Annotated in this window: 13 protein-coding genes and 1 rRNA gene; all 14 read left to right on the forward strand. The window is 48.5% G+C overall.

The window, feature by feature from the left end:
* The first annotated feature begins 27 nt into the window (after window positions 1–27).
* Window positions 28–765 carry a VWA domain-containing protein gene (locus AC0TWI_RS20065; protein WP_488128112.1) on the forward strand — a complete coding sequence of 246 codons (738 nt, stop codon included), beginning with the start codon at window positions 28–30 and terminating at the stop codon, window positions 763–765.
* On the forward strand, window positions 734–1,678 hold the full coding sequence (locus AC0TWI_RS20070) for a serine/threonine protein kinase (RefSeq protein ID WP_488128113.1): 945 nt from the start codon (window positions 734–736) through the stop codon (window positions 1,676–1,678). The genes AC0TWI_RS20065 and AC0TWI_RS20070 overlap by 32 nt, the downstream gene beginning before the upstream one ends.
* Before the next feature lie 80 nt (window positions 1,679–1,758).
* Window positions 1,759–3,192, forward strand: a complete 1,434-nt coding sequence (tilS, locus tag AC0TWI_RS20075; RefSeq protein WP_488128114.1) for a tRNA lysidine(34) synthetase TilS — start codon at window positions 1,759–1,761, stop codon at window positions 3,190–3,192.
* Window positions 3,176–3,727 carry a hypoxanthine phosphoribosyltransferase gene (hpt, locus tag AC0TWI_RS20080; RefSeq protein WP_488128115.1) on the forward strand — a complete coding sequence of 184 codons (552 nt, stop codon included), beginning with the start codon at window positions 3,176–3,178 and terminating at the stop codon, window positions 3,725–3,727. The genes tilS and hpt overlap by 17 nt, the downstream gene beginning before the upstream one ends.
* Window positions 3,728–3,819: 92 nt before the next feature.
* Entirely contained in the window at window positions 3,820–5,808 is a 1,989-nt protein-coding gene (ftsH, locus tag AC0TWI_RS20085; protein ID WP_488128116.1) for an ATP-dependent zinc metalloprotease FtsH, read from the forward strand.
* Between the two features lie 182 nt (window positions 5,809–5,990).
* A complete protein-coding gene (locus AC0TWI_RS20090) occupies window positions 5,991–6,761 on the forward strand; it encodes a type III pantothenate kinase (RefSeq protein WP_488128117.1) in 771 nt (256 codons plus the stop codon).
* Window positions 6,762–6,775: 14 nt separating this feature from the next.
* Window positions 6,776–7,654 carry an Hsp33 family molecular chaperone HslO gene (gene hslO / locus AC0TWI_RS20095; protein ID WP_488128118.1) on the forward strand — a complete coding sequence of 293 codons (879 nt, stop codon included), beginning with the start codon at window positions 6,776–6,778 and terminating at the stop codon, window positions 7,652–7,654.
* Between the two features lie 164 nt (window positions 7,655–7,818).
* Window positions 7,819–8,745 (forward strand): cysteine synthase A, encoded by a 927-nt coding sequence (gene cysK / locus AC0TWI_RS20100; protein ID WP_488128119.1) that lies wholly within the window; start codon window positions 7,819–7,821, stop codon window positions 8,743–8,745.
* Between the two features lie 112 nt (window positions 8,746–8,857).
* Window positions 8,858–9,682: a dihydropteroate synthase gene (folP, locus tag AC0TWI_RS20105; protein ID WP_488128120.1), complete on the forward strand. Its 825-nt coding sequence runs from the start codon at window positions 8,858–8,860 to the stop codon at window positions 9,680–9,682.
* A gap of 1 nt (window position 9,683) precedes the next feature.
* Window positions 9,684–10,052 carry a dihydroneopterin aldolase gene (folB, locus tag AC0TWI_RS20110; protein WP_488128121.1) on the forward strand — a complete coding sequence of 123 codons (369 nt, stop codon included), beginning with the start codon at window positions 9,684–9,686 and terminating at the stop codon, window positions 10,050–10,052.
* On the forward strand, window positions 10,045–10,572 hold the full coding sequence (gene folK, locus AC0TWI_RS20115) for a 2-amino-4-hydroxy-6-hydroxymethyldihydropteridine diphosphokinase (protein WP_488128122.1): 528 nt from the start codon (window positions 10,045–10,047) through the stop codon (window positions 10,570–10,572). Before folB ends, folK begins: the two co-directional genes overlap by 8 nt.
* On the forward strand, window positions 10,524–10,742 hold the full coding sequence (locus AC0TWI_RS20120) for a helix-turn-helix domain-containing protein (protein WP_488128123.1): 219 nt from the start codon (window positions 10,524–10,526) through the stop codon (window positions 10,740–10,742). Before folK ends, AC0TWI_RS20120 begins: the two co-directional genes overlap by 49 nt.
* A 221-nt stretch (window positions 10,743–10,963) precedes the next feature.
* Window positions 10,964–12,448 (forward strand): lysine--tRNA ligase, encoded by a 1,485-nt coding sequence (gene lysS, locus AC0TWI_RS20125; protein ID WP_488128124.1) that lies wholly within the window; start codon window positions 10,964–10,966, stop codon window positions 12,446–12,448.
* A gap of 290 nt (window positions 12,449–12,738) precedes the next feature.
* Window positions 12,739–12,803: ribosomal RNA gene (locus AC0TWI_RS20130) — 16S ribosomal RNA — on the forward strand; the annotation flags it as partial.

A 12,803-nucleotide genomic window follows, 5' to 3' on the forward strand; every position in this document is an offset into this window, starting at 1 on the left:
CTAAACGAAACCGGACGGAGGGAGCATATGAGCAAAGGCACACTGAAACAGATCTTGCTGATTACTGACGGCTGTTCAAATCAGGGGGAGGACCCGGTCGCAATGGCGGCGCTGGCGAAGGAGAGCGGGATAACGGTCAATGTGATCGGCGTGATGGCGAAAGGTACGATTGAAGGCAGGGGAAAGGACGAAATAGAGGCAATCGCCACGGCGGGAGGAGGAATCAGCCAGACGGTATTCACGGAACAATTGTCCCAAACTGTACAGATGGTCACGAGAAAAGCGATGACACAAACATTGCAGGGAGTGGTGAACCGCGAACTGAAACAAATCCTCGGACAAGGAAAAACATTGGAGGAGCTGCCCCCTGACCAGAGAGGAGAAGTGATGGAGGTTGTAGAGGAGCTGGGTGAGACATCTGCACTCGATGTACTCGTTTTAATCGATACGAGCGCAAGCATGGCAGACAAGCTCCCTGTCGTCAAAGAGGCATTATTTGATTTGTCTCTGAGTCTTGGAGCACGGACAGGAGAAAACCGGTTCTCCATTTCAGTATTTCCCGGGAAACGAAAAGAGACGGAGAAGCTGCTGGATTGGACACCGAACTTAAATACGCTATCCGCCGTTTTTCCGAAGCTGACTACAGGCGGCATTACCCCGACAGGACCGGCGATTCGCGAGGCAATCAGCAATTTCCGGAGGAAGCGATCGTTCAGGGAGTTGATTTCAGGAAATGAACAACCATTCTCAGAGGAATCCATGTGAGGTTTTTCCCGGAACGCAAATTTCGGGAAAATGGCATGGTGGGCAATATACTATTATAAAAAAACTCGGAGCAGGCGCGAACGGTGTTGTCTATCTGATCCGGGACAGCCGGGGAGAGGCGGCAGCATTGAAGATGAGCGCGGATGGCGCGTCCATTATTACAGAGGTCAATGTCCTGAAAGCATTCGCAAAGGTCCAGGGATTCACCCTCGGGCCTTCTTTGATTGATGTCGATGATTGGGATCGGAGGATAGGCAGGCTCCATTATTATGTAATGGAATACATAGAAGGTCCGGAGCTGCTGGAATTCGTTAGGCTGAAAGGTGAAGCATGGGCAGGAGTGATGGTGCTCCAGCTGCTCGATGTGATGGATAAGCTTCACGGCCAGAATTGGATATTCGGCGACTTAAAGCCGGAAAATATTATTATCACCGGCAACCCTGGCCAACTGAGGTGCATCGATGTCGGCGGAACAACGATGCAGGGCAGGGCAGTAAAGGAGTTCACCGAGTTTTTTGACCGTGGCTATTGGGGACTTGGTTCGAGAAAGGCTGAACCCTCGTATGACTTATTCTCAGTCGCGATGGTGATGATTAATCTTTTCTACCCGAAACGATTTGCCAAGAACGGAAGTGGCGAAAGACAGCTGCTAGAGGCAATCCGGGGGAACTCCAATTTGAGGGCGTTTGAAGTGCCGCTGCTAAAGGCATTGCGTGGGCAGTACAACAAGGCAGCCGAAATGAAGCAGGATTTCCTGCAGGTTCTCTCCGCCCCCCGGGATAAGCCGGTGTCCCGAAGCAGTATCCGTAAGAGTCGGAAGCCTGATAAAAGCGGTGCTGCAATTGAGACGGCTGCCATACTTGGCATTACCGCCATCCTTTACGCGATGTACATATACGGACACCTATTTTAAAAGGCGCTTTCCTATATGGATGGGAAGTTACATGCTAAAATAGCGGAATGAATAGGTGCGTATAAAGGAAGGGGTATTCCATGCTGGAGTTTGAGCGGAAAACCGGCAAGTTTATTGACAGGCATTCACTGATCAGGGAAGGGGACCATGTCTTGATTGCCGTGTCAGGCGGTCCGGATTCCTTGGCTCTGTTGGATTTTTTACATAGGCGGCAGCAATTTTACCGCATCAGGATCAAGGCGTTGCATGTTGATCATATGCTTCGCGGGGAAGAATCGAAGGGTGACCTTGAGTTTGTCCGGGGTTTTTGCGAAGACCGCGGCATTCCCTTTGAGGCAGCAGCCATTCGGATAAAGGAAAAAATGGCCACGGACAGGGCGGGGATGCAGGAAACGGCAAGAAAATACCGTTATCGTTTTTTTGAGCAGGAGATGCACAAAGTGCAGGGAAATAAACTTGCCGTTGCTCAGCACGGAGACGATCAGACGGAGACCATCCTCATGCGCCTGACGAGAGGGAGCAGCGGCTTGGCGAGAGCGGGCATCCAGGCAATGCGGACATTTGCTTCAGGTTTTATCATCAGGCCGCTTTTAAATGTTACAAAAAAGGATATAGAAGAGTACTGTGCCCACTATCGGCTGCAGCCCCGCCGCGACCCGAGCAATGAAAAGGATGATTACACGAGGAATCGCTTCAGGCATAAAGTCCTTCCCGTCCTATATGCGGAGAATCCTCGGGTCTCCGAACATTTTCAGCGTTTTAGCGAGGAAATGACGGAGGATGAACTGTACCTGGAGAGCTTAGCTGTAAAGCATTTGGATGCTTTGTGTCAATTGGATGAACATCGGACTGAGCTTGATATCAATGGTTTTATGGAAGTGCCTTTGCCTTTACAAAGGAGATTGATTCATCTAATATTAAACTATCTTTATAAGCAGGATTTTCCTGACTTATCAGCTGTGCATGCCAACATGGTCAAAAGACTGATCGAGTCGGAGAACCCATCAGGCTCTCTTGATTTGCCGGGAGGGCTCAAAGTCCGAAGGTCATATGGCATATGCATTTTTACCTTTGCTGAGGAAGCGGTCGAAGAAGACTACTTTTATCCGCTTAATCCGGGGGAAAGCGTGCGCCTGCCCAATGGAATGGTGCTCGAACTGATGGAGCAGGGCTGTATGCCCGCCGGCGGGACGAATCAAGTGACGCTTTTGGATCCGGACCGGGTCCAACCTCCTTTTTTCATCCGGACGAGAAGACCGGGTGACCGCATGCAAGTAAAAGGAATGTCAGGAACGAAGAAAATAAAAGAAATTTTTATTGAAGAGAAGGTTCCGCTGACCGAGCGGAAGGGATGGCCAATAGTGACCGATGAGGCCGGCACCATACTTTGGCTGCCGGGGCTGAAGAAATCCGACTGCGATCTCTTTCCTTCTTTGAAGCAGAATGTGTACGTAATGCGCGCAAGCATCCAACATCTTTCAGGGGGCAACCAAATCAATGAAAAACGACATTGAGAAGATATTGATCACAGAAGAAGAAATTCAGGAAAAGCTGGCAGAGCTCGGCAGCCAGCTTACGGAAGAGTATGACGGAAAGTTTCCTTTGGCAGTCGGTGTCCTAAAAGGGGCCATGCCGTTTATGGCCGACCTTCTCAAACGGATTGATACATACTTGGAAATGGACTTCATGGATGTATCGAGCTATGGCAGATCGACCGTTTCTTCAGGGGAAGTAAAAATACTCAAAGATTTAAATACCCCTGTCGAAGGACGGAACATCCTGATCATCGAGGATATTATCGACAGCGGACTGACACTGAGCTATTTGGTGGAGCTTTTCCGTTACAGGAAAGCAGCGTCGATCAAGATTGTAACACTGCTCGATAAGCCGGCAGGCAGAAAGGCTGATATCGTGGCTGATTATGTAGGGTTTAACGTGCCTGATGAGTTTGTAGTAGGCTACGGTTTGGATTATGCGGAAAAGTACCGGAATCTGCCTTACATCGGCGTTTTAAAACCTGAAGTATATAGCGGTGCGGATGAGGAATAAACGGCTGTTTTTAAAAAGTGTGAATCGTTGAAAATGCTGAAACGACTATGTTAATATTGAAGTTAGTTTTTTACCGTGGGAGGAGGTAAGGGATGAACCGGGTTTTTAGAAATTTAATTTTTTACTCACTGATTTTTCTAGTCCTCATCGGTGTTTTCAGTTACTTCAATAACACCAATGAAACGACAGAAGATATAACATACGATCAATTCATCACGCATCTGGAAAACGGCGACATCAAGGAATATTCGATGCAGCCGGAGCGCGGGGTATACGAAATCAGAGGGCAGCTGAAAGGGGCCGAGGAAGGGAAGACTTTCCTCACCTATGTAATGAACAGCCCTGCCATGCTGGACAGGATTGATGCAAGTTCGGACGGACTGAAAGTGATGCCGGCGAAAGAAGCAAGCGGCTGGGTATCCTTCTTCACAACCATCATTCCATTCGTGATCATTTTCATTTTGTTCTTCTTCCTTTTGAACCAGGCACAAGGCGGAGGAAGCCGAGTCATGAACTTCGGCAAGAGCAAGGCGAAGCTTTACAGCGAAGAGAAGAAGAAAGTCCGCTTCAAGGATGTTGCGGGTGCTGACGAAGAAAAGCAGGAGCTTGTTGAAGTAGTCGAGTTCCTCAAAGATCCGCGGAAATTCTCTGAACTGGGGGCGCGCATTCCGAAAGGTGTTTTGCTAGTCGGACCTCCGGGTACCGGTAAAACTCTACTTGCCCGTGCAGTAGCAGGCGAAGCCGGAGTGCCGTTTTTCTCGATAAGCGGTTCCGACTTTGTGGAAATGTTTGTCGGGGTAGGGGCTTCCCGGGTGCGCGACTTGTTCGAAAATGCGAAAAAGAATGCTCCATGTATCATCTTCATCGATGAGATCGATGCTGTCGGACGCCAGCGTGGTGCAGGCCTCGGGGGCGGACATGATGAGCGTGAACAGACGCTCAACCAGTTGCTCGTTGAGATGGATGGATTTGGCGCCAATGAAGGAATCATCATCATTGCAGCTACAAACCGACCTGATATCTTGGATCCGGCTCTCTTGCGCCCTGGTCGTTTTGACCGCCAGATCACTGTTGACCGTCCGGATGTCACGGGCCGTGAAGCCGTGCTGAAGGTGCATGCGCGGAATAAGCCGCTTGATGCATCGGTCGACTTGAAGGCTATTGCGATGAGAACACCGGGCTTCTCCGGTGCGGATCTCGAGAACTTGCTCAATGAAGCCGCATTGGTTGCAGCAAGACGGGATAAGAAGAAAATAGATATGCTTGATATTGATGAAGCGACAGACCGTGTCATTGCCGGGCCTGCTAAGAAAAGCCGCGTCATATCGGAGAAAGAAAGAAACATTGTCGCTTATCATGAAGGCGGACATACGGTTATCGGCCTTGTCCTTGATGAGGCGGACGTAGTCCATAAAGTTACGATTGTTCCTCGCGGCCAGGCTGGCGGCTATGCTGTCATGCTCCCTAAAGAAGACCGTTACTTTATGACGAAGCCGGAACTGCTCGACAAGATCACCGGCCTGCTTGGAGGTCGTGTTGCTGAGGAACTGATTTTCGGTGAAGTGTCCACAGGTGCACACAATGACTTCCAGCGTGCGACGAATATTGCCCGCAGCATGGTCATGGAATACGGGATGAGCGAAAAGCTCGGACCGCTCCAATTCGGCCAGCAGCAGGGCGGCCAGGTTTTCCTCGGCCGGGATCTGCATAACGAGCAGAACTATTCGGATAAGATCGCTTATGATATCGACACAGAAATTCAGCGAATCATCAAGGAAAGCTATGAGCGTGCCCGTCAGATTTTGACAGAGAACCGCGAGAAGCTTGAATTGATCGCACAGACGCTGCTGAAAGTGGAAACACTCGATGCTGCCCAGATCAGAAGCTTGTTTGACGATGGAGTTCTTCCTGAAGGACATTATGCAACCGGACTTCCGGCTGCCGATGATCCAAAGGTGAACATCCAGTCTAAAGCAGACGATGATGTATCCATCCCTGAAGAGCGGGTTGATGATCCGCAAAGTCCTCCAGAGAAATTGGGGCCGACGAAACAGGATAATGACGATAACACGCTGAGCTAAATAGAAAAAAGGCACTGTCTACCGGCAGTGCCTTTTTGTGCCATCCGCCGCTCCTTGTAATAGGAATCGGCATGTGCGTTCAGAAGGCGCTCAGTTTCGACACTTTTTCTTCGACCCGAAACAGAATTGTGGTATGATGTTTGAAGTGAATTTAAGTCTCATGGTAAAGTGGTGAAAATAAAATGATATTTGTGTTGGATGTAGGGAATACCAATATTGTCCTCGGAGTTTATGAAGGGGATGTACTGAAATACCACTGGAGAATTCAAACAAGCCGCCACAAGACGGAAGATGAGTTTGGCATGATCATCAAATCATTGTTTGAGCATGCAGGTTTAAGGTTTGACCATATTAACGGCATCATTATTTCGTCTGTTGTCCCTCCGCTTATGTTTACATTGGAGAGGATGTGCAAAAAGTATTTTCAGGAAAAGCCATTGATTGTCGGGCCGGGAATCAAGACGGGCCTTAATATAAAATATGAAAATCCGCGGGAGGTCGGTGCAGACCGGATCGTCAACGCGGTAGCGGGCATCCATGACTACGGAAGCCCTCTTGTTATCGTGGATTTTGGCACGGCGACAACTTTTTGCTATATAAACGAAAAGAGCGAGTATATGGGGGGCGTCATTGCGCCGGGAATCGGTATTTCGACAGAAGCCCTCTATTCGCGTGCCGCCAAGCTGCCAAGAATTGAAATCACCCATGTCGACAATATAATTGGAAAAAATACTGTCTCTGCGATGCAGGCAGGAATCCTTTTCGGTTTTGTCGGGCAGGTAGAGGGAATTGTAAAACGGATTAAGGAACAAAGTAAATCGAATCCGATTGTCGTAGCAACCGGCGGACTGGCAAATCTGATTTCCTCTGAATCGGATCAGATCGATATTGTTGACCCTGATCTGACGTTGAAAGGCCTTCAACTTATTTATAAGCGAAATATGGAGGAATGAAAGGCGGAGTGAAAATGAGTGACTATTTGGTAAGGGCGCTTGCGTTTGACGGTGCCGTTCGTGCATATGCTGCAAGAACGACGGAAACTGTCGGAGAGGCGCAAAAAAGGCATTATACATGGCCGACTGCATCGGCCGCTCTCGGGCGTTCAATGACTGCAGGTGTCATGATGGGAGCCATGCTGAAGGGCGAAGAGAAGCTGACTATTAAAATAGAAGGTCATGGCCCGATCGGTGCGATACTCGTTGATGCGGATGCAAAAGGGCATGTTCGCGGTTATGTAACCAACCCGCAGACGCATTTTGATTTGAATGAAGCGGGCAAGCTGGATGTGAGACGGGCTGTCGGAACGGACGGAACTTTGACGGTCGTTAAAGACCTTGGGCTGCGCGATCACTTCTCAGGCCAGGTGCCGATTGTTTCTGGCGAGCTGGGTGAAGACTTCACCTACTACTTTGTAATGTCAGAGCAGACTCCTTCATCTGTCGGAGTAGGAGTGCTAGTCAATCCGGACAATACGATCCTTGCTTCAGGCGGTTTCATCATTCAGCTTTTGCCCGGAACGCCTGAGTCGGTCATTTCAGCCATCGAGGAGCGTCTCGGACAGATTCCTCCAGTTTCTAAGCTGATCGAGCGGGGGTTAACGCCTGAAGAGCTTCTTCAGGAAGTGCTTGGTAAAGAGAATGTGAAAATGTTGGATACGCTGCCGGTCGAATTCCAATGTACATGCTCAAAAGAGCGTTTCGGCAATGCCATCATCAGCTTGGGCAAAGATGAAATCCAGGATATGATTGACGAAGATGGCCAGGCAGAGACACAATGCCATTTTTGCAATCAAACATACATGTTTTCCAAAGAGGAATTGGAAGAACTGCGCGAAGAGGCGGAGTGATTGGTTTAAGAAGGTGAGATCGTATAGATCTCTCCTTTTTTGTTTTTATTCAGAGTGGTGTGGAATAAGATAGGGGAAGTTGGCAAAAGATTGACATGGAAAAGGCACTTGTTGTAAATTTGAGATAAAACCAATAAAAATACTATGAATTAGAGGTGGAGGAATTGGCAAATATAGCGAATGGAATCACCGACTTAATTGGAAATACTCCCATTGTCAAACTAAATCGGATCACAAGTGACGACATGGCGGATGTTTATTTGAAATTGGAATATATGAATCCAGGAAGCAGTGTAAAGGACAGAATTGCACTTGCGATGATTGAAGCGGCTGAGAAGGCCGGAAAGCTGAAAGAAGGAGACACGCTGATTGAGCCGACAAGCGGAAATACGGGAATCGGCCTTGCAATGGTGGCGGCTGCCAAGGGATACAGAGCGGTGCTCGTCATGCCTGACACGATGAGCATGGAACGGCGCAACCTTCTCCGCGCATACGGGGCGGAGCTCGTTTTGACGCCGGGAGCGGAAGGAATGAACGGAGCCATTAAGAAGGCGAAGGAACTCGCTGAGGAGAAGGGCTACTTTATGCCGCAGCAATTTGAAAATCCAGCCAACCCGGAAATTCACCGTTTGACGACAGGGAAGGAAATCGTTGAGCAAATGGGCGACCAGCTTGATGGCTTCATTGCAGGGATCGGTACAGGCGGAACGATTACAGGTGCCGGTCAAGTGCTGAAAGAAAAATACAAAGACATCAAAATTTATGCTGTTGAGCCAGAGGATTCCCCTGTTTTATCAGGAGGGAAGCCGGGTCCGCATAAAATTCAAGGCATTGGTGCCGGATTCGTGCCGGATGTCCTTGATACGAAAATATACGATGAGATCATTAAGGTTAAAAATGATGATGCGTTCGAATTGGCAAGACGTACAGCAAAAGAGGAAGGCATCCTAGGCGGTATTTCTTCTGGAGCTGCGATCTGGGCAGCGCTAAAGGTTGCAAAAGAGCTTGGCAAAGGCAAGAAAGTGCTGGCGATTATCCCGAGCAATGGCGAACGTTATTTGAGCACACCTCTTTATCAATTTGAAGATTAATACAGAACAATGAAGGCAGGCCCCGGAGAGGGGCCTGCCTTTGTCCTTTTCATCCGCCTGGAAAAAAGTTAGACTGACTATAATGGAGTGGAAGAAGGAAGGATGGGTAGAAATGAAAGACGTTATCCAGTGCGGGCCCTATCAATTGGATTACAAACATAAAACGCTGATTATGGGGATTTTGAATATAACGCCGGATTCATTTTCCGATGGCGGCAAATACAATGAGCATGTGTTCGCTGCCGGACATGCGAAAGAAATGGTCCGGGACGGCGCAGACATAATTGATATCGGCGGGGAATCGACAAGACCGGGACATGAACCGGTCAGGGCGGAGGAGGAAATTGCCCGAGTCGTTCCTGTCATTGAAGCGGTCGCCTCTTCCTTGGCTGTCCCTATTTCAATTGATACATATAAAGCAAAGACGGCAGAAAGCGCGCTGCAGGCGGGTGCCCATATTATCAACGATATTTGGGGGGCAAAAAAAGATCCGGAAATCGCAGCGGTAGCAGCTGGAACCGGGGCGCCGCTCATTCTAATGCACAACCGTGAAGACCGGGATTACACCTCGTTTATCCGGGATGTATTGAATGATCTGTATGAAAGCATTTCGATCGCCAAAAGAGCTGGAGTGAAGGATGAGCAAATCATTCTTGATCCCGGGATCGGATTCGCCAAGGACTATGAAGAAAACATTGTGATGATGCAAAACCTTGATAAGGTGGTCTCGCTCGGTTATCCAGTCCTGCTTGGCACATCAAGGAAAAGAATGATTGGGACAGCCCTCGACCTTCCGGTGGATGAGCGAATGGAAGGAACGGGAGCAACCGTATGCTACGGGATCCAAAAGGGCTGTCAAATGATGCGGGTGCATGATGTCAAAGCGATAAGCCGGATGGCGAAAATGATGGACGTTTTGGCCGGAAAGGGGAAGTAAGATGGATAAGATTTATCTCACAGGAATGGAGTTTTACGGCTACCACGGTGCACTGCCGGAAGAAACAAAGCTCGGTCAACGTTTCAGGGTTGATCTTGAGCTTGAGGTGGATTTACGGGAAGCGGGTGCAGAGGATGCGCTGGATAAGACGATCAACTATGCTGAAGTTTTTGCTCTATGCAGAAATGTTGTTGAACAGGAAATCTATAAGCTGATTGAGGCGGTCGCTGAAAAACTCGCAGCGGACATTCTGGAGACGTTCCCGCTTGCGAGTGCTGTCACTGTAAAGATGATTAAGCCGGATCCGCCGATAGCAGGGCACTACCAGTCGGTCGCAGTGGAGATAAAAAGGAGCCGGGTAAATGGATAACACGGCTTACTTATCAATCGGAACGAATATCGGAGACAGGTTCAGAAATTTGCGCGATGCAATAAACGCCCTTGAGCAGACGGATGGTGTCAAAGTTGTCCGGTTGTCTTCCGTTTATGAAACAGATCCTGTCGGATATGAGGATCAAGCCCAGTTCCTGAATATGGCTGTGAAGCTTGCGACATCCCTCTCGGCGGAGGAGCTGCTGGAAGAATGCATGGACATCGAGACGAAGCTTGGAAGGGTGCGGGAGTTCCGCTGGGGGCCGAGGATAATAGACCTTGACATTTTGCTTTATAATCAAGAGAATATTGAAATGGAGAAGTTGCAGGTCCCCCATCCTCGCATGACGGAGAGGGCATTTGTGCTAGTCCCTCTGCTTGAAATGGACAAGGAACTGGAACTGCCTGGAACCGAAGCCCGTTTGGCTGGAATTCTTGACGAAATACCTGATAAAGAAGGAGTTCGGTTATGGAAACAGATAAATGGGGAAGACGCATCCGCGCTTTTCGAAAATTAAAGGGCTTTACTCAGGAAGGCCTGGCTAAACATATAGGTGTATCTGTTTCCGTTATGGGAGAGATTGAAAGGGGAAGCAGGGAGCCGTCAGCGGCAATGCTCGCAAAAATTGCCGCAGCGTTGCAAGTTTCGGTAAAAGAATTGGCACCGGAAGATCGGAAAGATGGATAAGAAGGACTGTTCAGGGATGTGTAACTCCGTGTTCCTCCTCACTTTGCAAATGACGAACACTGCCGGAGAGCGCAACCGGCAGTGATTTTTTATACATGTATAGGAGATTTCAAAATAAATAGGTCGGATGATGTGTGGCGGCGGATAATTGTGTACAATAGGAAAGTATAAAGGGCTTAAGATGCTGCCATCGGCCGGAAAAATAGATTGGAGTGTTTTACATGAGTGAAGAATTGAATGACCAGCTGCGTGTCAGACGCGAGAAAATGAACGCCATGCGCGCGGAAGGACATGACCCTTTCGGCAAGAGATTCGAACGGTCGACGACTACAAAGGAAATTATCGAGACTTACGAGGAATATACAAAGGAAGAACTGGATGAAAAGGCTGCAGAGGTGACAATTGCAGGCCGGATGATGACAAAGCGAGGCAAAGGGAAAGCAGGATTTGCCCACGTCCAGGATCTGCATGGCCAAATCCAAATTTACGTGCGCGCGGACGCAGTTGGTGAGGAACAGTATCATATCTTCACATCTGCCGATCTTGGAGACATCGTTGGTGTAACCGGTACAATCTTTAAGACGAAGGTAGGAGAGTTGTCGATCAAAGTAAACGACTTTACCTTGTTGACCAAAGCACTCCGCCCTCTGCCGGATAAGTTCCATGGTTTGAAGGATGTTGAGCAGCGCTATCGCCAACGCTACCTCGACTTGATCACCAACCAGGAAAGTAAAGAGACGTTCATCGCCCGAAGCAAGATTATCCAGGCAATGCGCCATTACCTGGATGAGGCAGGCTTCCTAGAGGTGGAAACACCGATGCTCCACTCTATTGCCGGAGGAGCGGCTGCACGTCCGTTCATCACTCACCATAATGCTTTGGACATGCCTTTTTATATGCGGATCGCCATTGAGCTTCATTTGAAGCGCCTGATTGTCGGTGGCCTTGAGAAGGTATATGAAATTGGCCGTGTATTCAGAAATGAAGGAGTATCCACTCGACATAACCCGGAATTTACGATGATTGAGCTGTATGAAGCTTATGCGGATTACAACGACATTATGGAATTGACGGAAAACATGGTCGCTTATGTCGCCAAAGAAGTTCTCGGGGAGACAAAGATCCAATACGGCGAGCATGAAGTGGACCTCGAACCTAAGTGGAAAAGACTCCACATGGTAGATGCTGTCAAAGAATATACAGGCGTTGACTTCTGGAATGTAACAAGTGACGAAGAAGCAAGGCAGCTTGCAAAAGAGAATAATATTGAAATCACGGAACATATGACATATGGCCATATCGTTAATGAATTCTTCGAACAGCGGATCGAGGAAAAGCTGATCCAGCCGACATTCATCTACGGCCATCCTGTCGAAATCTCACCGCTTGCCAAAAAGAACGCTGAGGATCCGCGCTTCACAGACCGATTCGAATTGTTCATCGTCGGCCGTGAACACGCAAACGCCTTTACAGAGCTGAATGATCCAATCGATCAGCGCGAGCGTTTCGAGAAGCAATTGCTTGAACGCGAGCAGGGGAATGACGAGGCGCATGAAATGGACGAGGACTTTGTTGAGGCGCTGGAGTACGGTATGCCGCCTACAGGAGGACTCGGTATCGGTATCGATCGTCTTGTCATGCTGCTGACCAACTCTCCGTCAATCCGTGACGTTCTGCTGTTCCCGCTTATGAGGAACCGCGATTAATAGAAGTAGGGGAAGCATGGCAAGTTCTATGCTTCCCTATCTTTTATATTTCGATCTAAACTTTTTTAAAAAAAGTATTGCAAACTAAATATCTAAGTGGTATATTATTATTCGTTGCTAAAACAGCAACAAAGCAGAAAAGAAGATGTTGAAAAAAGTTGTTGACATCGACTTCGGTGCTTGATATAATAGGTAAGTCGCCAACGAGGCGAGCTTGTTCCTTGAAAACTGAACGAAACAAACGTCAATGATTTACTTTTTAAGCAAGACCAGCAAATGAGCTAACAAACTTTAATGAGAGTTTGATCCTGGCTCAGGACGAACGCTGGCGGCGTGCCTAATACATGCAAGTCGA

This window comes from Lederbergia sp. B243.17 (assembly GCF_057657925.1).

Coding starts and splice junctions, on each gene's coding strand:
- AC0TWI_RS20070 (WP_488128113.1), top strand. CDS start 734: ATGAACAACCATTCTCAGAGGAATCCATGTGAGGTTTTTCCCGGAACG.
- AC0TWI_RS20090 (WP_488128117.1), top strand. CDS start 5,991: ATGATATTTGTGTTGGATGTAGGGAATACCAATATTGTCCTCGGAGTT.
- AC0TWI_RS20120 (WP_488128123.1), top strand. CDS start 10,524: ATGGAAACAGATAAATGGGGAAGACGCATCCGCGCTTTTCGAAAATTA.
- hpt (WP_488128115.1), top strand. CDS start 3,176: ATGAAAAACGACATTGAGAAGATATTGATCACAGAAGAAGAAATTCAG.
- AC0TWI_RS20065 (WP_488128112.1), top strand. CDS start 28: ATGAGCAAAGGCACACTGAAACAGATCTTGCTGATTACTGACGGCTGT.
- folK (WP_488128122.1), top strand. CDS start 10,045: ATGGATAACACGGCTTACTTATCAATCGGAACGAATATCGGAGACAGG.
- lysS (WP_488128124.1), top strand. CDS start 10,964: ATGAGTGAAGAATTGAATGACCAGCTGCGTGTCAGACGCGAGAAAATG.
- folB (WP_488128121.1), top strand. CDS start 9,684: ATGGATAAGATTTATCTCACAGGAATGGAGTTTTACGGCTACCACGGT.
- ftsH (WP_488128116.1), top strand. CDS start 3,820: ATGAACCGGGTTTTTAGAAATTTAATTTTTTACTCACTGATTTTTCTA.
- folP (WP_488128120.1), top strand. CDS start 8,858: ATGAAAGACGTTATCCAGTGCGGGCCCTATCAATTGGATTACAAACAT.
- tilS (WP_488128114.1), top strand. CDS start 1,759: ATGCTGGAGTTTGAGCGGAAAACCGGCAAGTTTATTGACAGGCATTCA.
- hslO (WP_488128118.1), top strand. CDS start 6,776: ATGAGTGACTATTTGGTAAGGGCGCTTGCGTTTGACGGTGCCGTTCGT.